The 26,600-nt window shown below is 64.0% G+C and carries 19 protein-coding genes and 1 pseudogene; 9 read left to right on the top strand and 11 right to left on the bottom strand.

Going from position 1 to position 26,600, the window contains the following annotated elements:
• Positions 1–367 precede the first annotated feature (367 nt).
• Together KHO30_RS18095 and KHO30_RS18100 are read right to left on the bottom strand one after the other, a co-directional pair.
• Positions 368–1,591: a pyridoxal phosphate-dependent aminotransferase gene (locus KHO30_RS18095; protein ID WP_211701728.1), complete on the bottom strand. Its 1,224-nt coding sequence runs from the start codon at positions 1,589–1,591 to the stop codon at positions 368–370.
• A 137-nt stretch (positions 1,592–1,728) separates the two neighbouring features.
• Positions 1,729–2,631, bottom strand: a complete 903-nt coding sequence (locus KHO30_RS18100) for a LysR family transcriptional regulator (protein WP_211701729.1) — start codon at positions 2,629–2,631, stop codon at positions 1,729–1,731.
• Between the two features lie 408 nt (positions 2,632–3,039).
• Here KHO30_RS18100 and KHO30_RS18105 point away from each other — a divergent pair.
• Both KHO30_RS18105 and KHO30_RS18110 read left to right on the top strand, forming a co-directional pair.
• Positions 3,040–3,435, top strand: a pseudogene (locus KHO30_RS18105) (transposase); the annotation flags it as partial.
• A gap of 299 nt (positions 3,436–3,734) precedes the next feature.
• Positions 3,735–3,989: a hypothetical protein gene (locus KHO30_RS18110; protein ID WP_093632446.1), complete on the top strand. Its 255-nt coding sequence runs from the start codon at positions 3,735–3,737 to the stop codon at positions 3,987–3,989.
• Positions 3,990–4,366: 377 nt separating this feature from the next.
• Here the strand turns inward: KHO30_RS18110 and KHO30_RS18115 are convergent, their stop codons facing one another.
• Positions 4,367–4,690 carry a hypothetical protein gene (locus KHO30_RS18115; RefSeq protein WP_054034659.1) on the bottom strand — a complete coding sequence of 108 codons (324 nt, stop codon included), beginning with the start codon at positions 4,688–4,690 and terminating at the stop codon, positions 4,367–4,369.
• Between the two features lie 266 nt (positions 4,691–4,956).
• On the opposite strand from KHO30_RS18115, the gene KHO30_RS18120 reads away from it, so the two are divergent.
• The 3 genes from KHO30_RS18120 to KHO30_RS18130 all read left to right on the top strand — a co-directional run bounded on the left by KHO30_RS18120 (position 4,957) and on the right by KHO30_RS18130 (position 6,621).
• A complete protein-coding gene (locus tag KHO30_RS18120) occupies positions 4,957–5,676 on the top strand; it encodes a YdcF family protein (protein ID WP_425312909.1) in 720 nt (239 codons plus the stop codon).
• A gap of 245 nt (positions 5,677–5,921) precedes the next feature.
• Positions 5,922–6,164: a hypothetical protein gene (locus tag KHO30_RS18125; RefSeq protein ID WP_093632441.1), complete on the top strand. Its 243-nt coding sequence runs from the start codon at positions 5,922–5,924 to the stop codon at positions 6,162–6,164.
• A gap of 199 nt (positions 6,165–6,363) precedes the next feature.
• Positions 6,364–6,621: a hypothetical protein gene (locus KHO30_RS18130; protein WP_007182306.1), complete on the top strand. Its 258-nt coding sequence runs from the start codon at positions 6,364–6,366 to the stop codon at positions 6,619–6,621.
• A gap of 125 nt (positions 6,622–6,746) precedes the next feature.
• Here KHO30_RS18130 and KHO30_RS18135 read toward each other — a convergent pair whose 3' ends face one another.
• Positions 6,747–7,037, bottom strand: a complete 291-nt coding sequence (locus KHO30_RS18135; RefSeq protein WP_211701731.1) for a putative quinol monooxygenase — start codon at positions 7,035–7,037, stop codon at positions 6,747–6,749.
• A 563-nt stretch (positions 7,038–7,600) separates the two neighbouring features.
• Here KHO30_RS18135 and KHO30_RS18140 point away from each other — a divergent pair.
• Positions 7,601–8,896, top strand: a complete 1,296-nt coding sequence (locus KHO30_RS18140; protein WP_093632439.1) for an EAL domain-containing protein — start codon at positions 7,601–7,603, stop codon at positions 8,894–8,896.
• Positions 8,897–9,019: 123 nt separating this feature from the next.
• On the opposite strand, the gene arfB is transcribed toward KHO30_RS18140, so the two are convergent.
• Positions 9,020–9,424, bottom strand: a complete 405-nt coding sequence (arfB, locus tag KHO30_RS18145; protein ID WP_054034662.1) for an alternative ribosome rescue aminoacyl-tRNA hydrolase ArfB — start codon at positions 9,422–9,424, stop codon at positions 9,020–9,022.
• Positions 9,425–9,574: 150 nt separating this feature from the next.
• Between arfB and KHO30_RS18150 the strand changes: the two genes are divergently transcribed.
• Positions 9,575–10,216, top strand: a complete 642-nt coding sequence (locus KHO30_RS18150) for a VC0807 family protein (protein WP_093632437.1) — start codon at positions 9,575–9,577, stop codon at positions 10,214–10,216.
• Between the two features lie 127 nt (positions 10,217–10,343).
• On the opposite strand, the gene KHO30_RS18155 is transcribed toward KHO30_RS18150, so the two are convergent.
• From KHO30_RS18155 to recC, 3 genes are read right to left on the bottom strand one after another with little or no spacing between them, the layout of a single operon-like run.
• Positions 10,344–12,377, bottom strand: a complete 2,034-nt coding sequence (locus KHO30_RS18155; protein ID WP_211701732.1) for an AAA family ATPase — start codon at positions 12,375–12,377, stop codon at positions 10,344–10,346.
• Positions 12,374–16,066: an exodeoxyribonuclease V subunit beta gene (gene recB / locus KHO30_RS18160; RefSeq protein WP_211701733.1), complete on the bottom strand. Its 3,693-nt coding sequence runs from the start codon at positions 16,064–16,066 to the stop codon at positions 12,374–12,376. The genes KHO30_RS18155 and recB overlap by 4 nt, the downstream gene beginning before the upstream one ends.
• Positions 16,063–19,452, bottom strand: coding sequence for an exodeoxyribonuclease V subunit gamma (gene recC, locus KHO30_RS18165; RefSeq protein ID WP_211701734.1), 3,390 nt, complete (start codon positions 19,450–19,452; stop codon positions 16,063–16,065). Before recC ends, recB begins: the two co-directional genes overlap by 4 nt.
• 212 nt (positions 19,453–19,664) lie before the next feature.
• Here recC and KHO30_RS18170 point away from each other — a divergent pair, with 212 nt between their 5' ends.
• The gene (locus tag KHO30_RS18170) at positions 19,665–22,154 is read left to right on the top strand and encodes an FUSC family protein (protein ID WP_211701858.1); all 2,490 of its coding nucleotides are present in this window, start codon (positions 19,665–19,667) and stop codon (positions 22,152–22,154) included.
• Between the two features lie 14 nt (positions 22,155–22,168).
• Here the strand turns inward: KHO30_RS18170 and KHO30_RS18175 are convergent, their stop codons facing one another.
• Positions 22,169–22,387, bottom strand: a complete 219-nt coding sequence (locus tag KHO30_RS18175) for a hypothetical protein (protein ID WP_093632432.1) — start codon at positions 22,385–22,387, stop codon at positions 22,169–22,171.
• Between the two features lie 86 nt (positions 22,388–22,473).
• A complete protein-coding gene (locus tag KHO30_RS18180) occupies positions 22,474–22,956 on the bottom strand; it encodes an Lrp/AsnC family transcriptional regulator (protein ID WP_093632431.1) in 483 nt (160 codons plus the stop codon).
• A 273-nt stretch (positions 22,957–23,229) separates the two neighbouring features.
• Between KHO30_RS18180 and KHO30_RS18185 the strand changes: the two genes are divergently transcribed.
• On the top strand, positions 23,230–23,739 hold the full coding sequence (locus KHO30_RS18185) for a cysteine dioxygenase family protein (protein ID WP_234487808.1): 510 nt from the start codon (positions 23,230–23,232) through the stop codon (positions 23,737–23,739).
• 97 nt (positions 23,740–23,836) lie between these two features.
• Here KHO30_RS18185 and KHO30_RS18190 read toward each other — a convergent pair whose 3' ends face one another.
• A complete protein-coding gene (locus KHO30_RS18190; protein WP_211701735.1) occupies positions 23,837–26,449 on the bottom strand; it encodes a mechanosensitive ion channel family protein in 2,613 nt (870 codons plus the stop codon).
• Between the last annotated feature and the right edge of the window lie 151 nt (positions 26,450–26,600).

The following is a 26,600-nucleotide window of genomic DNA, read 5'->3' on the forward strand; positions in this document are numbered from 1 at the left end:
TAGGTCAGACCCTGTGGTCAAAGAACCGGATCAAACAGACGATGTGGAACTGAAGACGCGCTCGCCCGATTCTGATCGGTCATATTGATGGGAGCACGCACCGGGGGGAGGCGAAACAGGCAATCGAGCCAAACCCAGCCGGACGGAGCAGCGATATTCCTGAAAGGAATCGCGTGACTGAGCGCCATATTACGCAAAAACAACCAGTGCGTAAAGACGAAATCCCCGGCGCATTTTTAAGCGGCGCCCCAAGCTGCGTGCTTTCGCGGAAAACCAGGCGGAAATGCACGAGAATCGGACTGAAATGGACCCTTAATTGGAACCTTACGGGCCCTTCAGTCACGCCAAGCGCCCTTTCCGCCGCGCCTCAATGCGAGCCGTGCTGCGCGAGGAAACGCTTCAGACGCTCGACACCCGCGTCCAGCCGCGCCGTGTCGCAGGCATAGCACCAGCGCACGAAACCCTCGCCTTGCGGACCAAACGCGCTGCCGGGCGCCACGCCCAGGCCCACTTCGCGCACCATGGCTTTGCATAGCTCGAGACTGCGCGACGCGCCCGGCATCGAGAAAAACACATACATCGCCCCGGGCGGCGCCTTCACGTCGACACCCGGCACCGCGGACAGCGCCCGCACCAGATGGTCGCGCGATGCCTTCAGGTCGAGCACCAGTTCCTGCGTGAAGCGCTCGCCCTGCTGGACGGCCGCGATGCCCGCCTGCTGGACGAAAGCCGGTGCACACGAGGTGTTGTATTCGACCAGCTTGCCCAGATCGTCCATCAGCGAGGCCGGCGCGACGATCCAGCCGAGCCGCCAACCGGTCATCAGCCACGCCTTGGAAAACGAATTCACGCAGATCACACGTTCGTCGCGCGTGGCGAGATCGAGAAACGACGGCGCCGTGCGTGAATGGGTACTCTCAACGCCAGCTTCAGGGGCCGCGTAATAAAGACGCTCGTAGACTTCGTCGGCGACGATCCAGATACCGTGGCGGCGGCAATGCGCCAGCACGGCGCGCTGCTCGTCGCGGCTCATCACCCAGCCGGTCGGATTGTTCGGCGAGTTGATCAGCAGCATCTTCGTGTCCGGCGTCAGCGCCGCCAGCAACTGTTCGAGATCGAGTTGCCAGCCGCGCTCACCGTAGCCCAGCGCGACGGTTTCTACATGTGCGCCCAGAATCTTGGGAATCTCGACCAGATTCGGCCACAGCGGCGTGACCGCGACAACGCGGTCGCCCGCTCCCACCACCAGCTGCGCTGCCAGCATCAGTGCGTTGACGCCGGCGCTCGTCACCGCAATGTGATCGGACGACGTCGGCCCGTGCAACTTGCTGACGTAGTCCGTGAGCGCCGCCCGCAACGGCGCAATGCCCAGGTTATGCGTATAGAAGGTGGCGCCGGCAGCCAATGCGGCGCTAGCGGCGTCGCGGATGAACGCCGGGGTCACCCGGTCGGACTCGCCGAACCAGAATGGCAACACGTCCGCAACGCCGAAGCCGGCGTTCGCGACTTCCCGGATCTGTGAAGGACGCAGTGCGCGCACGGCGTCGCGCGCGTTGGGGACGGAGGGCACGGGCAGATCCGTTTCGCTCATCGAGACTTCCAGACAGTGATGGACGGGTAATGGGTCGAGGCTGACGCCAAGGGAGGCGACAGTTTAGCGCGGCGCCGGCTTTTGGGACGGCGGAGTCGCCGGCGACGTCACCGAGTCAAGCGGCGCGGCCAAAGTCATCAGCCCAAATCCTCAGCCCGCGCCGGCAATTGACGAATCAGACTCCACACCGCCTCCGCTGCCGGCGACAGCGAACGGTCGCGCCGCCGCACCAGTTCCACAGTGCGCTCCGCGCGCGGCACGAGCGGCCGCGCCACCAGCGAGGCGCCAGCCGGCAACGGCAAGGCCAGCCAGGGCAGCACGCTCACGCCCACGCCCGCCTCGACCAGCCCAAAAACGGTCGCGGAATGCCCCAGCTCCTGCACCACGGTGGCGCTCACGCCGTACTCCTGCATCACGGCATCGATGATCGGCCGGCTGCCTGACGCGTAATCGAGCATGACGAGCTGCTGGCCTTCGAGGTCCGTCCATGCCACCTGCTTATGTGCCGCCAGGGGGTGGTCTTCGCGTGAAACGACGCAAAACGAATCGGTCATCAGCGATTCGCTCAGCAGGTCGTCGGCAGAAAACGGACCAATGATCACGCCGAAATCGACTTCGCCTGACTTCACCTTGCGCACCACGTCGCTTTGCACGTCGTCGCGCAGACCCAAGGTGATGTAGGGAAACTGCCGTCCGCACGACGCCACCACGCTGGGCATCAACCGGCAAGCGATCGTCGGGCTTGCGGCCACCACCACCCGTCCGCGGCGTTGCTCGCCGATTTCGCGGATCTCGCGCAAGGCGTCGTCCAGATCCGTCAGCAGCCGCGACACGCTCGACACCAGGTTGCCGCCGACATCCGTCAACTGCACCTCGCGCGTGGTCCGGTCGATCAGCTTCAGACCGATCTCCCCTTCCAGTTCGCGTACGCAGCGGCTGACCGCCGATTGCGTCAGACCGATTTCATCGCCGGCCCGACTAAAGCTCTGCAAACGGGCGACCTCAATGAAAACCCTTAGCTGACGCAGCGTCACATTCATTTACCAGCCTCATCAATAACCCAGTTTGATGCGCATTGTATGGCGAAATGCCGCACCACATTCGCATTTAGTGCTAACGCTGCAGCGCAGCAATAAGGCGCAAACGCACGCTGGACGGGCTTGATTGCACAAGATTGGTGATTGTCCCGATTTGCGAGATGGGTTTTTTGGATTCTTATACGCCCCTAGCTAGCGCCCGCGCTGGCCCGCTGTCACAGGGCTTTCAGGTAGTTGGATCAAGTTGGCACACTTCCTGCATTTACATGCACACAGGGTCGGCGCCATGACTACTGACTGAATAGCAGATCGTGGCAAGCCCGACCCCCCTTGGCACTCGCCTATCGAGTGCATGGAGAGTGCGCGGCGCGGGGCAGCGCACCGGAGTTAGCTTCGCTGAGGTGAAACATGATGCTGTTCGACGATTTGAGAGACAACGAGTGGGCGCTGGTCGAGGCGTTGTTCTGTGCGGAGCCAGCACGGAGCGAACGTCGTGGTCGACCACGCGTGGAAGCGCGCGCAGTAGTCAATGCCGTGCTTTGGGTGCTGTCGACTGGAGAAGGCTGGTCCAAACTGCCGGGCCGCTATCCGTCGCCGCCGACTTGCCGCCGTCGCTTCGACGAATGGCAAGCCGATGGTACGCTCGCCGAAATAGTTAAGCGACTCGGCACGAGCGGCCGTGAAATTTCGCTGCGCGGCCGCATTGGCGCGACTGCGGCGAAACCGCCGGCACCGCCGAGCCGCGACCGTCTGCGTGGCGCATTCTGGACCAATCCGGAATCGTGGCGCGCGCCGGTCAAGATGGCCTGACGCGAATTGTTTTGCCTCCGGGCGCCTGCGGGCGCCCGGCGTGTATCTGGGCCGCCGTGCGCCGTCTTTCGACGCCCGTCCGACCTGCAATGGGCACCGCTCTTCGGCGCGCCCAGCTGAGTCGTCCCCTCCCGTTTCTTCGCCGTCATTTTCGGCTCGCTTCAGACGCCTGAAGCGAGCCGATGATTGCTGGTGAAACATCCATTTACTATTGCTTACAGCGTGCTTTCGCCACTCGGCATACCTTATACGTATGCAAACAGGCCTTGAGTCGATCGGCTTGACGGGAGCTCAGCATGAAACCAATGTCACTGCTTCTGTGCGGCATTGTCGTTTCATCAATGGCCGCACCGGCGCTCGCACAGCAGCGCCCACAAGGGTGGAACTGGCGGCCGGATCACACGGCCACCATCGAAGCCTGGCAGCAAAGCGGAACACGCAACCGCGACTTCACGCCGCCTGCGCCCCGTGGCGACTTGCGCGGCGATATCGCGAGCAATGTACGAACGCGACCTGAACCGCCGCGCGACGACCCTGCACGCCGCCGCTAGGCATGCGCCGCCGCGCCGGTGACCGGCTCGGCGTGTGCGTGTGTCAAATCACTTGGGATTGCCGCTGTTGTTCGCCGCCATTGTTCGATATAGCCGGCGCCCATCGTCGCTGCAAGACAACGCGCTGCATGGCGAATTGAACGATCAGGGAACCACCGGCCAATGCGCCAGTCTGATTCAACGCCATTAGCACAGCGTGGCAGTAGTAATTCCGGTACGCCCGTATCCTTGCGATACGGGCTTTTTTTTGCGCCAACAGGCGAGCGGCACGCACTGTATCAGGCGCACCAGCCAGCCAATAAAGCGAAGCAATGGAATCACCACCAGCCGCGTGGAGCGGCTGGGAAATACAGCGCCAGCGCCTTTCGCCCGCGCCCTTAAGGCCGGGCTTCGAGAGCGGCTGTGGGCCGCGCTTCGGCTGTCGCGACGACGTAGTCGTTCATTCGCTGTGCGGTCCAGCTCAACAGGCGTTCGTCGTGCGCAAGCCTCGCGAACTCGGCTCTGCCGCGGTCGGTGAGCACGGCAATATCGACCGGTGCATGAAAGCCCGGAGCCGGTGCGACGGTGCGCTGCCGAACAGTGTCCATCAAGCCTAGCGCGCGAAGATATTGGAAGACACCCGGTCGTCTGGCCCATGGGACCTGGCGATATTGCGCCCGCCGCAGCGCTTCAAGTACCGCTTCGTTGGAATACGTGGTCATCTCACTTCTTTCTTAAAGTGCAGCTATGACACATCTATGCCCAACACGTCACCGCGCCACCAGTGACGCGCATAGCACCCGCCCTTGGCTGGAAACTGGCCGCTTTCATGCGGTCGAATTCCGCCAGGTGCTGCCCTGGTCTCGTTTTCGGAACCCCCGTCTGAACACCATGTTAGCGTTCTGTCTACGGGCCGACGATGCAACCGCTGCGGCGCGATGGCAGGCCCATAGATTTGTCCCGAAAGTCATACGTTACCCCATTTAAATTGATTCTATTCACTTTATTAGCGCTTTTTTTTGCAGCAATCGTGCTTTGGAAACGCGCCCGCCGACCTCTCGCCATGGGCGCGATCGCCCTGTTCTGGCTGCTCGCCGCCGGCTGGCTCACGGCGCCATTGCTGGAATTGGCGCAGCCGCATCGGCAGACCGACACGCCCGCCCGCTTCGCGCCGCGCACCGCGATAATCATGCTCGGCGGCGGCACCATTTACGGCGATGACGATGTGCTCGTGCCACCGCGTGACGTGCTCGCGCGCATCGCCGCGAGCGCGGAAAACTACGCAGCCTGCAAGCGTGCGGCCGCCACGTGTCAGGTTATCGTGAGCGGGGGCAATCCGCAGCGGCATAGCGCAACCGAAGCGGATACCTACCTGCCCTACCTGCTGCGCCGCCAGGTGCCGCGTGCGGACATCGTGCTGGAAAACACCAGCCGCACGACCTACGAAAATGCGCGCAACGTCTCTGCCATTCTCGGCCGGTCAGGTTACGATTCCCTGATACTCGTCACCTCCGCCTATCAGATGCCGCGCGCATTGCTCGACTTCCATCGTTTCGGCCTCACGCCACAGCCGCTGATCTCGAGCGCGCTGCACACAGATCCCGGTGTACTGCCGCGCTATGACAATCTGGTGAATGCAGAGATTGCACTGCACGAACTGATTGGAATCGCGCAATTTCACGTCTATCGTGCAATCGGATGGTTCTGAATCTCGCGATTCCTGACAAAGCAATTTATTTAGAGATGCGAATATTCTTTGTGCCGCCAACGCATTGTCGAGTTCGAAATGAGATCGTCGTCGACAGCGACTGTGGACCGAACGTAACAAGGTGTAACCAATTGTCACTGTAGTTACAAAACGTCCGCTGGAGCGGATATTGCTGGCTAGAATGCATTGTCTTTCCGATTGGACAGGCAAATACTCGGGTCCATTACCACTCTGCGGAGGTAACAATGAAGAAAGTGTCCCTGGCGATCCTGGTTTCCCTCAGTGCCGTAACAGGCGCGGCCTATGCGCAGGACAACGGCGTCATGATGAGCACCGATCCGGCCAAGGCCGCCGACGTCGAGCAGCGCGCGCAAGATTTGCAAAACCGCCAGCAAGCAATGGAAAGCGCGCCTATGCCGGAGAAACATCACAAGATGGCCCCGCACCATCACAAGAAGGCCGCCAAGGCCGAAGCCGCCAGTTCGTAAGCGCAGTTTGACAGCATCACCTGCGGCCTCGCCGCGAAGGTGAAAAGCCGAAGCCGGCACCGCCGGTTTCGGCTTTTTTGTTGTCTAATGGACTCGCCGCAGGCCCGCTGCGGCCGGCCGACGTTATGCTAAAGTCGCGCACCGACCGGCGCCTGCCGGACTCCCCCTAACCTGTGCGCACCTTGGTGCGGAGGACAGCATGAGCAACATCCAGCTAGATATCGAATGGACTGAAGCAGCATCTCGCAAAATCGAAAAACTGATGCCGCGCGGCGGTCAGGAAGCGTTCCTCGCGCTACCGCCCGTCGAGTGCCTGCCGATGGAAGGCGACGTGCTGTTTCTTGGCCCGGACGGCAAGCAACAGCCGTTCATTGTCGCGGAACGTCAGTATCACCACGACGGCGATGCCGACTGGACCATCATCCTGATCCTCGACGTCCCGCAAGCCACGCACTAAAGATAAACGGCGAGCGCCGCGCAGGCCGTGTCCGGCCTGGCAGCTCGCTCGCCGTCGTTCGACTTTCGGGGTTCGACCTTCAGAGATCCCCCGCTGTTCGCCCCCCCTGTTCGTCCTTCAAACGCTTACGCGATCTTCGACAAGACGCGAATTTCCGCGTGTTCGACCCAATCCGCCACCGCTTTCTTATAAGCGGCAATGTGCGCGGATTTTGCATGCGCCGCCAGCGCTTCCTGGCTTTCCCAACGCTCGACAAACACGAACCGGCGCGGCTCCTGCACGTCACGGTGCAGATCGTATTGAAGCGCACCTTGCTCTTCGCGCGTAGGCCCAACGATGCCTTCTGCCGCTTCGCGCAATTGCTCTTCATAACCCGGCTTTGCCACCGAGATTGCGACCACCGCTATTTCCGTCATGCCTGTACTCCGTTTGTTCAGGAAAAGCAGCAGCATACCCGCCGCCCGTCAATCCTGCAGGCGCTCACGCGCACTGGGCCGGCTCCTGCGGCCACGCCGTGATTACCCTGCAGCAGAGCCACCCGCGGACGCAAAATGTCTGAGCACCGTCCTTGCCTGGAGTTTGGCGGGCGGCCACTCACCGCCCTGCTACCCTCGGTTTCATACGCATGATTGATTGCATTCGAACGGTCGATCCTGCGCGCGGCAAACGAGTGCGAAACCCACGCCAAACACCCACAGGACCGGGGCCGGCCACCGCGCCACGGCCGGTTTGTTAGCCGCCCAGCCACATTCCGCGTCTGTGATAACCCGCACATTCACGCGAAGTTCGAACTGCTAGACTGGTTTTGACTAATCCCGCCGGAGCCCAGCATGGCTGGCATTGCTCTCCGCGTTCCCGGGCTGTGCCCGCCTTACCCTGCCGGCGCCTGGGCTGTGCATCCGTTGCGCGTTAAATCTGTCCGCGCGCCCCGTCACCCGCTTGCCGCGATGTCACTATGCCCGCACTCATGCCTGCCCTTATGCCGACCGTCAGCGAATTGACCCTTAGCGGCCTGCTCCCGCATCTGGTCCGGGACGAGTCCGGCTGGACCGCGACGTGGCGCGCGCTAACCCTGCACAGCGTGTTCCAGCCGGTGCTGTCCGTCACGCATCAGTGCGTGGTCGGCTACGAGGGTCTGCTGCGCGCGTTCGATCCGGTCGGCTTGCCGGTATCGCCGGAAGTGCTCTTCTCCGGCACGCGCTCGGCCGCCGACGCACGCGAGCTCGATCGCATCGCACGCTGCCTGCACGTGGCGAATTTCATGGAACAGGGCATCAGCACCGGCTGGCTGTTTCTGAATACGCGTCCGCAGGTGTTCGAAACCGGCTGGCCGCAGCGCACCTTTATCGACGAGCTCTCGGCGCACTTCGGCTTGGCGCAGGAGCGCATCGTCATCGAAGTACTTGAACAACCTGCTGACGATGAATCCGCTGTCGCCAGCATGCTCGCGGCGTCGCAGCCGCGCGACTTCCTGATTGCGATCGACGACTTCGGCACCGGCTTTTCAAACTTCGACCGCGTGTGGCGCTTTCGCCCCGACATCGTCAAACTCGACCGCTCGCTGGTCGCGCGCGCGGGCAAGCGTGAAGGCGACGATTCGATGATCAGCCATCTAATCGCGATGCTCCACCAGTCCGGTACGCTGGTGCTGGCCGAAGGTGTCGAAACCGACGAAGAGTTGATGATCCTGATGCAGGCCGACGTCGATTTCGTGCAAGGTTTCTGGCTCGGCCAGCCGAAGGGTTCGGTGCAGGCGGCGTGCGCCAAAGTGCCGGCGCTGATCGAGTCGATGTGGAGCAAGTTCGCCGCCTATGAACAGGCCCATGCCGGCCACCAGCGGCTTGGTTTCGAAGGGTTCGCCGAAGCCGTGCTCGCCGCTTCCGACACCTTCAAAGCCACCGGCGATCTGCGGCAGGCGGCGCAAAAGGTGTGGCATCTGCCCGAAGCACGCCGCGTGTTCGTCACCGACGGCCAAGGCGAACAGACGCAGGCGTCGGTCTCGGCCGTCTCGCTGCCGCCACCTCCGTTGCGGCTCGCGCCGCTCTACACCGATACGCGCAGCAACTGGTCGCGGCGCGCGTACTTCAAGCACGCACTCGCCGCGCCAGGACGCGTCGCCATGATGGGGCCGCACTACTCGCTCGCGGACGGCCAGGATTGCTATACCGCGGCAATCGCATTCGAACGTGACGGCACGCATGTGCTGTGCGTCGATTTTGTGCCAATGACTTCGCCGGCCGATACGCGTTCTGGCCGACGCGGGGGCAAACGCTGAACGCGAGCGACTGTAAGCTGGCGCGCGTTGTCGTGAGATTCTCAGGGTGCCTCACAGGGCACTTTTGTCGCTCTGCCGGGATTTAGCGCCTCGGCCCCGCCGCCTTAAATCCCTTTAATCCCATCAATCCTCAACCCGCCCGCGACCGGATTTGATCTCACTGCGCTTGGCCTTGCTGTCGAGGCGACGCCGATTAGACGCGCGCGTCGGCCGGGTCGCGACACGCGGCTTGCGCGTCACGCTGACGCTTTCGATCAGCTCGTCGAGCCGCGCCAGCGCCGCCGCGCGGTTCATCTCCTGAGTGCGATGCTGCTGCGCCTTGATGATCACCACGCCGTCGCGCGTAAGCCGATGATCGGACAGCGCGAGCAGGCGCATCTTCAGCACCTCCGGTAACGACGAAGCGTGCACGTCGAAGCGCAGATGGATGGCGCTCGAGACCTTGTTGACGTTCTGGCCGCCCGCTCCTTGCGCGCGCACTGCGGTCAATTCGATTTCGTTCGGCGGGATCGGATAACGGGATGTCATGATGGGATTGAGCTAGAGACGCAAGTGTACACAGAGCAAAGTCGAATACCGACTACGGACTATCGGCCGCGGCTGCCGATGCGAAAAACTATTTGCATCGACACGGCCGGTTCATCGATACTGCGGTTTTCGCTTACAGCGTAAATTAATATGAAACTCCGTCCGGGTTTTGTGCTGGAACTGGCCGTCAACTTTCTGCTGCCATGGCTTGCCTACCGGTTCGCGCTGCCGCACCTGGGCGAGACCGGCGCGCTGATCGCGTCCGCCGTGCCGCCGATCGTCTGGAGCCTGATCGAACTGGTGCGCTTTCGACGCGTCGACGCGCTCAGCATCATGGTCGTGGCGGGCATCGTACTGTCGGTCGCGGCGATGGCGCTGGGCGGCAGTCCCCGAATGTTGTTGCTGCGGGAGTCGCTCGTGTCCGGCGCGGTGGGCGTGGTGTTTCTGCTGTCGTTGCCGATGCGCCGTCCGCTGATCTTCTATCTCGCGCGCGCCACCGTCGCCCGTGAAATGGAAGGCGGCGCCGAGCGCTTTGAAGCCTTGTGGCGCGAGCGGCCTGCCCTCGTCAGCGCAATGCGGCTCATGACGCTCGTATGGGGCGTCGGCCTGACCGGTGAAACGGCGCTGCGCGCCTGGATGGCGCTCACCTGGCCCATCGAGCGCTTTCTGGTGGTCTCGCCGTTCATAGGCTATGGCATTTACGGCGCCCTGACGCTGTGGACGCTGTGGTATCGCAAGACCATGCCCAGCCGGGTCGAGGCGCGCGTGCAGCCGGGCGGGATCACGGGCTGAGGGGTTGGCTGCTCGGCCGCTTAGCTGCCCAAGTTGCCTCGGCTGCCTACGCCACACGGACTGCCTGAATCGCGCTGACTCCTTGCTGAGCTCGCGAACGAATACGTGCCTCGCCCACACGATCCCGCTAGGCGACGCGGCACGCCTCCGCAATTCGCGCGGCTAGACCTGAATCACGCTGCGTCGGCGTCGCGATGGCCTGCGCCAGCACGGCGCGCGCGCCAATCACCTCCACACGCTCACGCGCACGGGTAATCGCCGTGTAGACGAGCTCACGCGACAGCACGCGGCTGAACACCGACGGCAACATCAACACCGCATGCTGGAACTCCGAGCCTTGCGACTTATGAACCGTGAGCGCGAATGCCGTATCGTGCGGCGGCAGTGCAGCAGGCGACACGGCCCGCAGACCGCCGTCACCGGTACGGAAATACACGCGCAACGCACCGCCCGCACCCGGCAGCGCAATGCCGATGTCGCCGTTGAACAGTCCGAGCGCATAATCGTTGCGCGTCACCATGACGGGGCGTCCAGCGAACCACTGCGCGCCCACGGCCAGCGTCACGCCCGCTGCGCGCCGCACCTGCGCGGCCATCGCGGCATTCACCTGATCGACGCCGCGCGGCCCCGAACGGGTCGCGCACAGAATTCGAAAACGGTTCAGCGCGTCGAAGAGCGGCAATGGGTCCGGTGTATCGGCGGCCAGTGCTTCGGCGAGCGCATCCGCGTACGGGGCAAAACCTGCGGCGAGTCGCGCGATTGTGCGATCGGTGAGCGTCGCATGCGTATCTTCGTACAGCGCCGCTGCGCAGGGTTCGGCCGGATCGATGCGCAGGACTTCGAGGGCCGCGCCGGCCGCACCGTTGCGAATCGCGAGCGACAAACGGCCGATGGGCGATTCGAGGCCGAATCGATAGTTGCGCTCGAGCCAGACGACGCAGTCGGCGAGCGGGTTTTGGGCGGGCGAAGGCGGTGCTGAGACGAACAAGTCGTCAGGCTGCGTATCGAAATCGTCTGGCGCACCCGTTTGCGTGAAAAAATCGTCAGGCTCTTCGTCGAAGCCGCTCGATGCATCCGGCAGTGCATCCGACAACCGCGCCGATTCGATGCCCAGCGCCTCAGCAATCCTCTGCAGTCCGTTCTGCGTAAAAGCAGGCCGCGCGCTGAGCTCGGCGAACACCGCCCCAGCCTCGACGGCAGCGAGCTGGTCCTTGTCACCCAGCATCACGAGACGTGTCTGCGGCGCAATGGCGTCGAGCAGATGCGCCGCCATCGCCACGTCGATCATCGAAGCCTCGTCGATCACAACGACGTCGTAAGGCAGCGGATTGTCGCGATGATGCCGGAAGCGCCCACTCGGCCCTGAACCAAGCAACCGATGCAAGGTGTACGACGTCTGTGGCAAACGCGCTGCGAGTTCGGGCGGCAAATCGCCGGCACGGGCGAGCAAGGCTTCCTGCATGCGTTGCGCGGCTTTGCCGGTAGGCGCCGCCAACGCAATTCGCAGATCGGCCCGCGCATCCAGCAAACAGGCGAGCACGCCGACCACCGTCGTCGTCTTGCCGGTACCTGGGCCGCCGCTGACGATGGTCAAGTGCCCGGACAGCGCCATGACTGCCGCGACACGTTGCCAGTCGACTTCGTCGTCCTGCGCGAGGCCGAAGTAGCGCAACAGACGTTCGTGCAACATTTGAGCGGTCGCATCCGCGTCTACGCCTGCACTGGCGCCTGCATTTGCACCCGCATGCGCAACCAGCGAGCGGGCGAGACGCCGTTCATAGTCGTAGTAACGCGCAAGATACAGCCGCCCTTGCCCATCGATCACGAGCGGCCGCAACGCCGCCGCACTTTGTGACCCGTCGCTAGCCATGCCGCTTGCGAACAGCGCTGCACGCACTTCCGCGCTCGATGCATCGAAGCGTCGCGCCAGCACCGCCAGCGGCAGGCACACGTGCCCTTCGGCAGTCGCACGGCTCGCGGCAAAGGCGGCCCGCGCGGCCCACTTCACGGCCTCGCCCGAGGCGCCACCACGCCGCGCCAACGTGCCGATGCGGCGCGCGAACCCTTCGGCAAGCGCGGTGCTGAAATCGGCCGGCGCGGGCAGATTCACGCCGATGTCGTCTAGCTCCGGCGCGGAAGAGCTCCGCTCGAACGTGCTCATGCGACACCTCCGATCATTGCCGCGTCGAGCAGCGCCACCAGCTCGAATGCAGGCCGCCGCATGTGCACGCCGGCCGCTCCATCGGCATCGCGCCACTGCGGACGAACCCCGCGCACGAACAGATAGAGATAGCCGCCGATGTGCGTGTCGTACGCATAATCGCGCACCCGCGTTTTCAGATAGCGATGCAGCGCCACCGTATAGAGCAGCGCCTGCAGGTGATACGCATGGCTCGCCATGGCCGCTTCGAGCGGCGCCGCGGCGTAGTCGGCGGCGGTGTCGCCCAGATGGTTCGACTTCCAGTCGACGATCCAGAAGCGTCCGTCGTGCTCGACGATCATGTCGATAAATCCTTTGACGAACCCACGCAACATGCCGGGTTCCAGCGCAACGTCGGGATAGCCGTGTTCGATCAGCAACTCGCGCAACGCCGGAAAATCGAGCGAAGGCGCGGCAAACAGAAATTCGAGTTCGTTCAGACGGTGCCGCGGATTCAACCTGGCGAGCGCCATGCCGGGCACAAGCTCGGTGCTCACCACGTCCGCGATCAGGTTATGCATCATGGCGGGCAAGCGTGCCGCGAGTTCGGGCACTGCCGGCGCCGGACTCTCGCGCAACGCGCCCCGGATGGCGTCCGGCCATGTCTGCGGATCGGTGAAATCCGCGAGCTCGAACATGCGGTGCAGACACTCGCCCGCCGCCGCGCCGCGTGGAAACGCGAGAATGTCGTCCTCAGCATAGAACGGCGCTTGTGGTGCCGCTAACGGCGTTGGCGCGAGCGCGTCGGCGATCTCGTCGTGATCGGGGCGTACCTCTTCCAGCGGCGTATGCCCCTCCTCCGCTTTGCTGCCGGCGGCGATCAAGCCGCTGAAGCTGGCCATGCGCCACTGGTCACGCAACGGCCGCCGATTGGCGCGCGCCTGCATCCGCGCGCCGCTGTCCTGGAGGCTTTCCAAGGGCGCACGGCGCTCCACTTTCGGCAATGCCTGCAACGTGATCGGACCGCCCGCCAGCGCCTGCCACGATGATGACAAAGCGGCTTCGTCGGGTGGATCGGTGAGCCAATCGTCGAAGCTGTGACCGTTGCCACCCACCAGCCAGTTCAGCACGCTGCGCCGCGACTCCTTGGTGGAGCGCGACGAAAGATAAGTCCCTGCGACGAGATAGCAACGGTACACCGCGCGCGTCAACGCAACGTAGACGAGCCGCGCCCGTTCCGCGGCCTGTTCGCGCGCCGCGTAACGTGACGCGCGTTCGGCTTCCTCGTCATCACAACCGTAGTGCAGCACCGCGCCGCCCGTTTCGTCGTGATACTCGCGTGCATCGGGCAAGCCGGAGGATGGCGGCTCGCGCAGCGCACCGTCGTTCAGAAACGGACAGAACACGACCGCATATTCCAGCCCTTTCGATTTGTGCACGGTGACGATCTGCACAAGGTTGCGATCCGACTCGAGCCGCAATTGCGCGTCTTCGCCGCCACCTTGCGTGCGTTGCGCGGCGAGCCAACGCAAGGTCGGCGCGATGCCGGGCTGCGTGGCGGCACGCGCCTGCACGAGTTCGGCCAGATGATTCACGTTCGTCAGACGGCGCTCGCCGTCCGGTCCGGCCACCAGGCGCTGTGCGACGCGCAGCTCGCGCATCAGCGTGCGCCACATCAAGGCGAAGCCGCGCTCGTGCCATAGCGTGCGATAGCGCGAGAAACGTTCGACCCAACCCATTGCGTCCGCGGCATGCGCTGGATCGTCGGCCGGTGCCGGTGCGTCGGCGACCTGCTCGAGGCGCCACAGTGCGGCGGCATCAAGACCAAGCCAATCGGTGGCGAGTGCGGCGCGCAAGCGGCGCAGATCGCCCGGCGTGTCAACCGCGGCCAGCACGCGCTCGATCTGCTCGGCGTCGAGCGTGGCGAACACCGAAGCCTGCGCCAGTTCCACGCTGCCCACGCCCCACGACGCCAGCACACGCTTGATCAGACTGCCTTGCTTATGAGTTTGCACGAGCACCGCGATATTGCCCGGTGCGAGCGGCGCGTCGCCGATCGTCACCGACCCTTCACGCGCACCGCGCAGGAGCCGCACGATCTCGGCGGCGCAGGCTTCGCTCGCCGCGCGCTGCGCTTCGCGTTTGGTCAACGCGGCGTCGCCTTGCGGCAAGGTCCAGATGCGGAAATCTCCCGCGTTTGCATCCGGTTCGGAGAACGGCGGACGACGCCGCTCGCCAGCCCGCACCGGCTGATAGCCGAGACCGTCGAGCACGAACGCCTGCGGATTGGCTTCGAACAGCCGGTTGCAGGCCTCGACGATCGGCGCGGTCGAACGCTGATTGACCGCAAGCGTGTAGCACGCCGAAGCCGCCTCACGCGCCGCCAGATAAGTATGCAGATCGGCCGCGCGAAAACTGTAGATCGCCTGCTTCGGATCGCCGACCAGAAACAGCGGACCAGCCGGCGCGAAGATGCGGCTGAAGATCGCGAACTGCAACGGATCGGTATCCTGAAACTCGTCGATCAGTGCGGCCGGATAACGCGTGCGCAAAGCATCGGCCAGCCACGGGTTGGCCGCGAGCGCGCGATACAGGTTGGACAGCAGATCGTCGAACGACACCACCCGGCGCGTGCGTTTGCGCGCTATCAGTTCGGCGGGCGCGTAGTCGAGCCAGGTTTCGACGAGCGAAAGCCAGCGCGCGCGTTGCGCGGCTTCGGCGGCGATCACGGCGGCAGAGAGCGCCTCGGCGTACTCGAAGAACGGATGCTCGGGCGGTTCGAACTTGACCTTGGTCGCCTTCTTCAACGCCGAAGCCGTCAGTTTCAAGGCAGCCTTGGGCGGCGGCGCATGGCAATCGCCCTGAGCGAAATATTCGGTCCACGCAGCAATCGCGGCGCTCACGAGTTCAGGCTTGTGCGAGGTCTTGCTCAGACGGTCCTGCGCTTGTCCAAGCAGACTGACGATCGCGTCGCGCTCCGCCTGCCACATCGCGCAGGCGGCATCGAAACCCGCCTGCGGATCGGCATTGTTTCCACCTGAATCGACCTTGCCCCAGCGCAACTGCGCCAACGGCTTCTTCAAGCGCCGCGCGAGTTGCTCATCGAGCGATGCGGGACCAGCGCGTTTGGCCACCAGCCATGCGGCAAACGCAGGATGCGCATAAGCCACCGGTTCCACCTGCTCGCGCCAGAAATCGGCCGCCATTTCGAAACGCAAGGCCGCATCGTCGGCTTCCATTTCGAAGGCGAACGGCATGGCCGCGGCGAACGGCGCCTCCTGCAACGCACGCTGACAGAACGCGTGGATGGTGTGAATCGCGGCCTGGTCGAACGTGCGCAGTGCGCGGCGGACGACCTTCAATGCGGTCTCAAGATCGATGCCGCGCTCCGGCGCCAGCGTCGTTTCAAAGAGACGCTGGATGAACGGATCGCCGCCGTCGTCGTCTGTATCGATAGCCCGGTCCAGTTCCGCGAGCCGCCCGCGAATCCGCTCGTGCAACTCCGCGGTCGCCGCCTTCGTAAAGGTCACGACAAGAATCTGATCCGCGTTCAGGTTCTTTTCGAGCAGCAGCCGCACGTACAACGCGCAGATGTTCCAGGTCTTGCCGGTTCCCGCCGACGCCTCGATCTGATTGACGCCGTCGAGCGAACAGGCAAAGACGTCGAGCTCTTCAGCGACCAGTGCGTGATGGTGAACGGCGCCGCTCATGACGCGCTCCGCAGATGCTGCACGAGCGGTTTGAATACGATCGAGGCGAGACTGCCGAACGGTTCTTCGAGCGAAAGCGGCGTGCCGCGCAGCGCGATGCGCAAGGCAGGATCATCGGATTCGCCGCGCACGCGATCATTGATCCACACGCCCTGCGCCGCGGAATCGCTTTCGCTGACCTTCACCCACGCGCTCTTCGGGAAAAAGCGCAGCGGCAGCATGCGCCCTGCTCTGAACAACGCCGCAAGCGGCGCCAGCTCATCGAGTGGCGCGGCGACCGGCGTGAGCTCGAAGCTCTCGCCACTGCCATGCCAAACCGTACGGCGTGGGCCGTTCGGCAGCGCCGCGCAATAGACCAGATGCGCAAGCCACGCCGACAGATAGTCGCGCGCGGTGGGCTTGGCGTAGCGGAAAATCACTTGTCCTGTTTCGGTCAGCAAATTCAAGGTGCCATGCAGTTGCAGCGGTGTTTCGGCCGCTTTGCGGAGCGCCGCGTCATGAGTGCCGAAGAGCGTATCTGCAATGTCGGCGCTGTGAGGCCAACGCGGCACGATATCCAGCACGAACGGCAAGCGTTCGACACCCGACGCGACTTCACGGCGCACGCTGTCCGCGAGTTGTCGCAGCGCGCCGAGTTCACGCGAGCGCCATACCGCGCCGGTCGCGCCACCCGGCAGTTCAGGACTGGCCGCGGCGACGCGGCGCACGCGCTCGAACATGCTGTCGTCGTCTGCGGTATCGCTGTCCAGCAGTACCGGCAGGAGCCGATCCGCCAGCGCGTCCCGTCCCGCCCAATCGAGTTCGAACGGTTCCGTGTCGAGCAACTCACCCTGCGCATCCGACAACACGATCCCCAAACGGTCGCGCAATAACGCACGCGCCGGATGACGCCAGAAGCGCACGAATTCGTCGAATGCGACGGAGGCCGTCTCTTCGGGCGGCAAGGGTTGATCGAAGAACGGCGCGGCGGCCGGATGCTGCGGCGCGGCCAGCAAACTGGCCAGTTCCGCGCGATCCACGTCGTAAGTGAAGAGACCGCGCTGCGACGAGAAATAGTCCGACGCGAAAGCCTGCAGCGGATGATCAATGATGAACGCATGCCGCGCGGCTTCGATTTCCGCAGGACTCGCCCCTTCCCCCGCCGACACTTGCGCGAGGTGATCGAGCAATTCATCGACCAGCGCGGCCGGCGGCAACGGCGCATTGTCGCGAATGCTGCGGCCGGTATAGGCGATGAACAGCCGGTCGCGCGCGGCCAGCAGCAGATCGAGGAACAGGTTGCGTTCATCGTCGCGGCGCTGCCGGTCACCGGCTTTACCGAACGCGGCCATCAGATCGAATTCGTCCGCGCGGGCGAGACTCGGCAGCACGCCGTCATCCATGCCGAGCAGGCAGACGATGCGATACGGCAAACCGCGCAAGCTGGTCAGCGACGAAAACGTCACGCTGCCCCAAGGCACGCCGCCGCGCGCCGGGTCGTCGAGCGCCTCCGTCAGCGCGCCGCGCACCACGGCGGCCGGCAGCACGACGTCGTCCGCGCCCGCTTGCATCGCATCGCCCATCTTGTCGATCGCGTCGCGCACTGCCGCCAGTGAATCGGCAAACGCCACGCCGCCATCGAAACACTGGGCGAGCGTTTCGAGCAGCAGTTGCGTCCATTCGGCGGGCGTCTGCTCGACCGAGCAGCGCTGCGCGAAGGTTTCGATATCGTCGACGAAACGCGACAAGCGGCCGAGAAGCTCCGCGTCCGAACCATCAGCGCCTTCAACGGGCAGCCAGGCATCGACCGGCTCGCCGCCATCCGGCATCGCGTAGCCAAGGTACAAACGGGTCAGCGCATCGGCAAACGTATGACGCGCGACAGGCACGTGCTCGCCCGTCGGCTCGCCAGGCGCCAGCCCGCGACGCGCACCGGCTGCCGCGAGCCATTCCTGCGCAGCTTCAAGCGCGCTGGCATCGATGCCGTAACGCGCGGCGATCGCATCGACCCGCAACCATTCGATCAGATCCGGCGCGCCCACGCTACGCTCAGGCAAGGCCAGCCAATCGAGCAGCAAACGCGCGACCGGATTGGCCTGCGAAGGCGGCAAGCCGGTGATCCGATACGGAATGCGGCGAGTATCGCCAGGCGGCGCGGTGCCGAATACCGCATCGATCAACGGCCCGGCGGCGGCGAGATCGGACACGGCAACGAGCACATCGGACGGCTGCAGATCGTCGAACTCATCGAACCAGCCAAGCAGGCGGTCGTGCAGCACTTCGAGCTGCCGCGACAGGCTGTGACACACGTGGACTTCAATGCCGTTTTCGATCGGCAATTCGTCCGTGTCCGCGTCTGTTCCCGCTTCAGCCCGCAGATCGAGGATGCCGTTCTGCACGGCGGCGAGCCAGCTCGGTTCCGGATTCTCGGTGAAGTCTCCGGTCTCGCCAGATGCAGCGCTCTCAGTCAGCTCGTGCAGCATATGCAGTTGCGCCTGAGTCTGACGGCCCCATTCGGCTAGCAGCGGATGACCCACTTCCTGATAGTCGAGCTGACCAGCAACATCGAGCGCTTCGACGCGGCCCGCACTGACGACGTCGAACCAGAATTCACGGCACGGGTTCATCACATACAGACGCACGTCAACCCAGCGCGACAACGCGCGCAACAAGGCGACGTGCAGCGGCGGCATGGTCGGCAGCGCGAACACGCTGACCGCTTCAGGCCACTGTGCGTTCGAGATGGCTTCGAGATCGAGCGTGCCGATTTCCTCGAGAAAGCGATAAGCGGGCGGTAAGGCGGCTGCGGGCGTTTGCGCGTCGCCCGCTACTTCGGCGAGCACGGCACGCCACAGCGCGGCTTGCCAACGCTCGTCCTCACGGGCCGCTTCACTTGCGCCAACGAGACGCGGCCCCTTGTCATCCGCCGCGCCGCTCGCGAAAATCGAACCGCCCTTCTGCCATTGCAGCAGCCATTCCGGGCGATAAGTCAGATAGTGGTCGAGCACGGTAGCGACGCGCCGCGCCAGTTCATAGCGCATCGATGCATCCGCCGCATCGAGATAAGTACGCAGACGCGGCGACGCATTCCACGGCAATGCTTCATCCGCCTCCCCCAGCAACCGGTAGCAGCGCCAGACGAGCCGGTCCGGCGCGAATGGCGAATGCTTGGGCACTTCGATCACGCCGCCGATTTGCGCCCACAACCACTGCGCGAGGTAACCAAAATTGACATTCGCGCAGATTCCCTGGCGCGCCGCGATGTCGAGCTCGAGCCGCCGCCGCACCGCCGCGCTCGGGACGATCACAGGCTGCGCGGTCCAGGGATCGGACGGCGCCTGCGCCAGGTCGTCGAGCAGCGCGCCGACAAGGGTTTCGTAGCGGTTCGAGTAGAAGAGTTGGAGCATGGATCCTGGGAAAGCAGGCGACGCGAGCGGAACGCCCGGGCCGCGACAGACATTGAAGCGACAGCATAACAAACGCGCTCCCAGGGCAGAACCTGGCCGAATGGACGAGGTCAGATCAGGTTCAAAATCAGTTAGACTCGACGGCAGTTTGGGGTCGGCCCGGGTCGGCCTGTTCAACCGCGTTTTCTCAGTGAATGGAATCCAGGCAGTCGATGCGCTATTCGGTTGAAATAAAAAAATTCCTCTACAGCCAGTACTTCTATGGCGGCCTGCGCATCGCAGTCGGCGTGTCATTACCGGCCATATTGTGTTTGATCGTATTTCACGACCGCGAACTCGGCTTCACGATCGCGACCGGCGCACTCGGCGCCTGTGTGGTCGATATGCCGGGCCCGCTCAAGTACAAGCACAACGAGATGCTGGCGTGCACGGTGATCGGCTTCCTGTCCGCGCTCGCCACCGGCATCGCCACGGTCAACCCCGTGGCCCTGTGGTGCACAGTCGTGCCGCTCACGTTCGTGCTCTCCTTGATCGTCGTGTATGGCAACCGCTGGCCGCAGATCAGCTTCGCCACGCTGTTCATGATGATCATGACGCTGGAAGAGCATTTCACGCCCATGCAGGCGCTCGTCAATGCGTCGTGGATTCTGGTGGGCGGTCTCTGGTACACGTACTGGTCGACCTTCGTGAGCCGCTGGATGATGCACCGCATCGAACAGCAGGCGCTTGCCGAAAGCGTGTTCGCGTGCGCGGACTATCTGCTCGCGCGCGCCGCCTTCTACGATCTCAATAACGATCTCGACGAGTGCTATCGCAATCTGGTCGACAAGCAGATTACCGCCGTCGAACGTCAGGACGCCGCACGCGATATCGTGCTGCGCAATCTGCCCAAGCTGAAAGCCGGCCGGCTCGAACCGCGCCGGGCCATGCTGTTCAATCTGTTCATCAATACCGTCGATCTGCACGAGCTGTTTGTCGGCACGCACGTGGACTACTCGCTGGTGCGAACCACGTTTGGCGGCTCTGACCTGCTGGTGTTCTACCGCGATCTGATTCGCAAATCCGCGGCCGATCTCGAAGAAATCGGACTTGCGGTGCTGCAAAACCAGCCGGCGCGTACGCGCATCAATGTAAAGGCCGAATTGCGCGCCATCGAGTTCGAGATCGAACTCATGCGCAAGCAGGACCTGGCTGCCAAAAACCCTGAGGCTTATTCAGCGGTCTCGTCCACCTTCCGGCGCATCTGGAGCGCCACGCGCCTGATCGACAGGATGCACCAAAGCCTGTCGAGCGATCCAAGCGCGACCGAGACCGAACTGCGGCTCGACAAGGCGCTCTCCCGCTTCGTCTCGAGCCGCCGAGTGCCATTCGGGCAGATCTTCTCGAATCTGACGATGGCCTCGCCGAGCTTCCGCCATGCGCTGCGCGTGACGATCGCGGTGGCCGTGGGTTTCTGGCTCGGCCGCCTGCTGCCGCTCACCAACGCATACTGGATCGTGATGACCACCGTCATCATCCTGAAGCCAGGCTATTCGCTGACCAAGCAGCGTAACGGGCAGCGGATAGTCGGTACGCTAATCGGCTGCGCGGCGAGTATCGCGTTGATGATCTTCGTCAAGGAGCCGCACATCCTGCTGGTGGTGATGTTCGCCTCGATGGTGATGAGCTACAGCCTGCTACTGTTCAATTACACGGCGAGCGTGGTGTTCACGTCCTCGTATGTGCTGCTCATGTTCCATCTGCTCGCGCCGGGCAGCATGCGCATCATCGGCGAGCGCGCAATCGATACGGTGGTGGGCTGCGCGATCGCCATTGCGGCGAGCCATCTGTTCCCCTACTGGGAATACCGGTTGATGGGCAAGCTCGTCAACAACATGATCAATGCGACGCGGCAATACCTGGAAGCGAGCTGGTGGTGGAGCGGCAAGCCGGCCGCAGCGGTGGTCGCTACGGTGACAGAGGCCGGTGCGTTCGCGCCCGCCGCGGCGATGGCGGATCCGGCGATCGAACTCGGCGCACCGGCGCTCGCGGTGGCCAACGCAGGAGCGAACGCGGGCGGCAACGCGGCTCTCAAAGCCGGCGCAACTGCTGGTGCAGCAAGCACGGGGGCGACCACCAGTGCAAGCGGCGCCGGCACCACCACGATCAGCAACCCGACCGCCAAGCCGGTCGGCGGCGCATCCCCTGCCGCCGCAGCCGCTGCAACAGCGCTCGATCGCGATTACCGCTACCGGCTCGCGCGCAAGAACGTCCACGTGGCGTTTGCCAATCTGGGTCAGGCATTCCAGCGCATGATGCTCGAACCGAAGTCCGCGCAGAAGTTCGTGCCGGAATTGAATGATCTGCTGGTGCGCAGCCACGTGCTCGCCTCGCAGATCACGGTGGCGGCGCCGTTGCTGCGCACCTCCGCGCAGCGGGCTGACAACGTCTCACTGCAGCCCTTGCAACGCGCCCTGAGCGCGGTCCGCGACAATCTGACCGAAGCCGAAGCCGGCAGCGCCCCGCCCGCCGATCAGGCCGAGCAGATCAAACAATTGTCGCGTGAGTTGGATGCGATGGTGGTCGAGACGGAGAAATCGCCGGACCACCCGGCGGACGCCGTGCATGACATGAAATTGCTCGCCCATCAATGCAAGCAGATGCTGACGGCCTCGGCGCAGATTCGCAAGGACGCGAGCGTCATTCGCCTGCCGGACGAGTGAACGCTCGGGTCGTCTTATTGTGCGGCGCCGCTTGCGGGCTTCGCTGCGGTAGCCGCAGCCGCTGCAGCCGCCGCATCCGATGAAATCGTCGGCGCCGGCTCGTTCTGGCGATCGAAATCGCGCTTTTCCGTGATGGCGTTATAGAAGAGCGTGGCGATCACCAGCAGTACCGCGACCACGATGAAAACAGCAATGCCAAAGGTCGGGTTCTTCTTGCGTGGCGGTTTGTTCATGAGGCGGGCTCGGTTCGCGAGGCAGTCGCGGATAGTGTCTGGGAAGGCGGCATTCTACGCCCACTGAGCTTGCACACGGCTTGCAGTCAGCGCCCCTCCACCACCGCCGCCGGCCGCACCGGCAGCGCCGTCGAATACTTGATCTGTTCCATCGCGAAACTCGAACTCACGTCGTATAGCGGCACGGCGGCGATCAACTGCTTGTAGACGCGATCGTAGTCGTCGATATCGGACACCACCACGCGCAGCAGGTAGTCGGTTTCGCCGCTCATCCGGTACACCTCCACCACCTCCGGGATCTCCCGCACCGCGCGCGTAAAGGTCTGCGCCCAGGCCTCGGTGTGCTCGTTGGTGCGCACCGCGACGAATACGGTGGTGCCCACGCCTAACTTGCGCGCATCGCACAGCGCCACCTGGGCGCGAATCACGCCCGTCTCTTTCAGGCGCTGCAGCCGCTTCCAGCACGGTGTTTGCGACAGATTCACGCGCTGCGCCAGTTCGGCGATCGGCATGGTTGCGTCTTCCTGCAACAGCTCGAGCAGCTTGCGATCGATGATATCCATTCCCATCTTCAAACCCCCATAGGAAATTATTCTACTTTTAAGACTGCAAGGGGAATTATATGGAAACTCTTTCTCCGGGCAAACCGGTATAAATATGTCTATCCAAAAGTAGCCGATAAGCAGCCATGCCGCTGCGCCGCGATCATGAGCCAAGACCTCCGTTCAACACCCGTCGCCCGTTCCTCTACCCATGCCGCACAGTTTGCCGGAGCGCATGAAACGCCCTCGCGCGCGCACCACACCGCGCCGCTCGCGAACCTGTGCGACGCACTCGACGCCATGTTCGAAGCCTGCGTGAAATTTCCCGAACCGTCGGATTCGACCTTCTTCGCGCGCAGCATGCGCATCGCGCTGGCCGAAGCCGCGGCGAATCCCGATTTGCTCACGTCGGCGCAACGTGAAGGCTCTGCTGAAAATTACCGGCGCCATCTGCTGGCCGCCGATCCGCACGGCCGCTATGCGATTGCCGCGCTGGTGTGGCAGCCGCACCAGGCAAGCCCCGTGCATGCGCACCACACGTGGTGCGGCTACGCCGTGATCGACGGCAGGCTGAGCGAAACGGTCTTCGAATGGAATGGCGCGCAGCACTGTGCAAGCGCCACCCGCACCCAGGCGCGCAATACCGGAGCCGTGTCGTTTGTACGCGGCGGCAGGGGCGGCATTCATCGCCTCGGCAATTGCAGCGACGCACCTGCCGTCTCGCTGCATATCTATGGTGTGGCGGGCGCGCAGATCGCCACGCACGTCAACGACATCGTGCGCGCAGCCGACACACCGGCGCTCGTCTGAAACCGGTAGGTCCTGCCTAAAGACGCGAACCGCGGGCGCGAAAAGCGGACGCGGACCGCGCCAAGGTCCGCTAGCCTCGCCTCGCATCCAGCACAAATCAGCTTTTACCGCCCGCTTCTCCGGCCGTCGGAATCTGCGGCGGAATCGGCGCGGTCTGCCCGGTCGGCGGCGGCGCCGGACGCGGCTCGTGCGACACGTCGCGCGCCACCGCCATCGCAGCGTGCGCGGTCCGCGTGGCAGCCGCCGCCTCGGTATGCGCCGGCCCATGGCCATGCGGGCCAAGCTCGGGCAGTTCATCGTCCGGCAAAGGCTGTCCCTCGCTATCCTTCGATGACGTGTACACCCGCATCTGCGGCACCGGAATCTCGATGCCGGCTTCGTCCATCTTGCGTTTGAGCCGCAGATTGAAGGCGCGCGCCACGCTCCATTGCTGCAACGGCCGCGTCTTGATCTGCCCTTTCACGACCATCCAGTTCGGATCGAAGCGGTCGAGCCCCCACACCTCGATCGGGCCGAGCATTTCGCGCCGGTAGCGGAAGTCGGCCATCAGATCGGCGCCGACTTCGCGAATCAGCTGCGTGATCTCATCGACATCGGTCGAGAACGACATGCGCACTTCGAACACCGCATAGGCGAAATCGCGCGACAGGTTCTTGACAATCTTGATCTGCGAGAACGGAATGGCGTGAATCGCCCCTTGCCCGTCGCGCAGGCGGACGGTGCGGATCGACAGATGTTCGACGGTGCCCGCGTGGCCGCCGTCCACGTCGATCCAGTCACCGACCGAAATCGTATCTTCGATGATGATGAACAGGCCCGTGATCAGGTCGGTCACGAGCGACTGCGCGCCGAAGCCGATCGCGAGGCCGATCACTCCGGCGCCGGCCAGCAGCGGCGTCACATTGATGCCCAGGTTCGCCGCAGTCACGATGCCGGCAATCGTCATGATCGTCACCAGCAGCACGTTGCGCAGCAGCGGCAGCATCGTGCGCGCCCGCATGCTCGGATTGCGCGACTTGTTGCGCGGACCACCCGGATTGAGGGCCTCGGTAATCGCCGTGTCGACCAGAATCCAGAGCAGCCATGAAATGAACACCGTCGCGATGATCGCGGTCACCGCGTGCGCAATCCCACGCGCCGCGACGTTTTTCTCCACGACTTCCGCGAGCGACACCCCCCATAAACGTGCCGCCAGTTCGAAGAAGAACAGCCAGATGAACAGCGTCAGCAGCGTGCCGCAAAAGCGCAGCAAACGCGACAGATAAGGCGAGCGGCGCCGCGCACGGTGGCTTCGCGGGCGCGTCACACGCAGCACGATGGCTGACAGGAAAAATGCGAACACCAGCAACAGCGCGGTGACCACCGAAATCTGCAACACGTTTTCGCTGGAGCCCGAGCCGCCGAGCGTGGCCACTACGGACGCGGCGGCGAGCACCAGCACCGGTACGTGCCAGAGCGACGCGAGCACGTCGAACGCGTCGGTCGCGGCCCGGTGATCGTGGCGCTGCTCGTAAGGCCGGTTGCGAATCAGATGCGCGACCGGCCGGCGGAATGCCAGCGCGAAATAGCCGGTAAGCACAGCGGCCGTCATGTTGGCGGCCGTCGAAATCAGTGCGGCGAGATTCGGTCCGAGCTGATGCTCGACGTCGTAATTGACCGCCGCATCGCCGAGCGCAGCGCATATGCCCACCACGAACAGCACGCGCCGCGCGTGTTCGATCAGCAGGTGCACCGCAACCCGCCGATGCCCTGAGCCGAACAGCGAAAACATGATCAGACAGATCGCCGAGAACACCGCACCCGCAACGATCGCATAGGCGACCACCAGGCCGAGCGTGCGGCCGAGCGCATCGGGCATCGCGCGCACAAACAGCAACGCGGCGAGAAAGGCGATGATCCACGGGCCGACGCGGCGCAGCGCGAAGATCAGCAGTTCGCGCGTGGTGGGATTCGGTTTGAGCCCCATGACGATACCGAAGCGCCGGTACAGCCGGTGCTGCACGTAGATTATCGCGCCGGCGCATGCGCCCCAGCCGGCCAGCATGGCAATCATCGAGAAGATGATGCGCCCGAAGCTCTCCTGCCCCTGGCCCGAAATGATCGTGTAGAGCTCGTTGCCGGCCGCGTTGAAGCGCCCGCCCCAATAGCGCACCGGCGTGCGGCCCTGATGCACATTGGATTCGAACGACGCGATGCCCGACGCGATCGCGCCGAGCAAGCCAGCACTCGTTTGGGCCGACGCAGACGCGGGCGCGGCTGGCGCAACGTTTTGCGACACGTCACGAAGCTTTTTGAGCTGGGCGACGAGCGCGGTGCGCTGCTTGTCGTTGTCGAGCGTGGCGATCACGCTATCGAGCGAGCGCGCCAGTTCCGCCTGGCTGGCGGGCGACGGCGCCGAAGCCGCTTCCGCAGCCGAGGCGCCCGAGGCGGCAGACGCCGGCGTTGCCGTCGCGCTATTGATCAGGCTTTGCAAGGCCGGAATGACCGGCGTGGCAGCGCCGGCGGCCTGGGCCGTCGCGGGCATCCATCCGATGCCGAGGGTCAGTACGAGGCAGACCGCGGCCGTCCACGCGCCGAACCACGCCGCGACATGAGCGCGAATGCCGCGCCCGATATGATTGGAAGGTAAATGAAAGACGGCGCGAGTCGCCGGTTGCCCGCCGTTAGACGGCGCGGCCCCGGACTCACGCCGCAATGGGCATGACTGCATGGCGTTCCGTAAGAAAACGGGAGACGCCAGTGTAGCCGCAGTTGCGCTACCAGCGCCTGAACATGCGTAACCGATTGTTAGGACGCTTGCGCAAGTTCGAGGAACGGCGGGCTGCCTTCATCCCCTCGAACCGCCGCCAGGGCGCACGCAA

The sequence above is a fragment of the Paraburkholderia aspalathi genome (assembly GCF_905220735.1).
Taxonomy (GTDB): domain Bacteria; phylum Pseudomonadota; class Gammaproteobacteria; order Burkholderiales; family Burkholderiaceae; genus Paraburkholderia; species Paraburkholderia aspalathi.

Coding starts and splice junctions, on each gene's coding strand:
- KHO30_RS18095 (WP_211701728.1), bottom strand. CDS start 1,591: ATGAGCGAAACGGATCTGCCCGTGCCCTCCGTCCCCAACGCGCGCGAC.
- KHO30_RS18100 (WP_211701729.1), bottom strand. CDS start 2,631: ATGAATGTGACGCTGCGTCAGCTAAGGGTTTTCATTGAGGTCGCCCGT.
- KHO30_RS18110 (WP_093632446.1), top strand. CDS start 3,735: ATGAAACCAATGTCACTGCTTCTGTGCGGCATTGTCGTTTCATCAATG.
- KHO30_RS18115 (WP_054034659.1), bottom strand. CDS start 4,690: ATGACCACGTATTCCAACGAAGCGGTACTTGAAGCGCTGCGGCGGGCG.
- KHO30_RS18125 (WP_093632441.1), top strand. CDS start 5,922: ATGAAGAAAGTGTCCCTGGCGATCCTGGTTTCCCTCAGTGCCGTAACA.
- KHO30_RS18130 (WP_007182306.1), top strand. CDS start 6,364: ATGAGCAACATCCAGCTAGATATCGAATGGACTGAAGCAGCATCTCGC.
- KHO30_RS18135 (WP_211701731.1), bottom strand. CDS start 7,037: ATGACGGAAATAGCGGTGGTCGCAATCTCGGTGGCAAAGCCGGGTTAT.
- KHO30_RS18140 (WP_093632439.1), top strand. CDS start 7,601: ATGCCGACCGTCAGCGAATTGACCCTTAGCGGCCTGCTCCCGCATCTG.
- arfB (WP_054034662.1), bottom strand. CDS start 9,424: ATGACATCCCGTTATCCGATCCCGCCGAACGAAATCGAATTGACCGCA.
- KHO30_RS18150 (WP_093632437.1), top strand. CDS start 9,575: ATGAAACTCCGTCCGGGTTTTGTGCTGGAACTGGCCGTCAACTTTCTG.
- KHO30_RS18155 (WP_211701732.1), bottom strand. CDS start 12,377: ATGAGCACGTTCGAGCGGAGCTCTTCCGCGCCGGAGCTAGACGACATC.
- recB (WP_211701733.1), bottom strand. CDS start 16,066: ATGAGCGGCGCCGTTCACCATCACGCACTGGTCGCTGAAGAGCTCGAC.
- recC (WP_211701734.1), bottom strand. CDS start 19,452: ATGCTCCAACTCTTCTACTCGAACCGCTACGAAACCCTTGTCGGCGCG.
- KHO30_RS18170 (WP_211701858.1), top strand. CDS start 19,665: ATGCGCTATTCGGTTGAAATAAAAAAATTCCTCTACAGCCAGTACTTC.
- KHO30_RS18175 (WP_093632432.1), bottom strand. CDS start 22,387: ATGAACAAACCGCCACGCAAGAAGAACCCGACCTTTGGCATTGCTGTT.
- KHO30_RS18180 (WP_093632431.1), bottom strand. CDS start 22,956: ATGGGAATGGATATCATCGATCGCAAGCTGCTCGAGCTGTTGCAGGAA.
- KHO30_RS18185 (WP_234487808.1), top strand. CDS start 23,230: ATGTTCGAAGCCTGCGTGAAATTTCCCGAACCGTCGGATTCGACCTTC.
- KHO30_RS18190 (WP_211701735.1), bottom strand. CDS start 26,449: ATGCAGTCATGCCCATTGCGGCGTGAGTCCGGGGCCGCGCCGTCTAAC.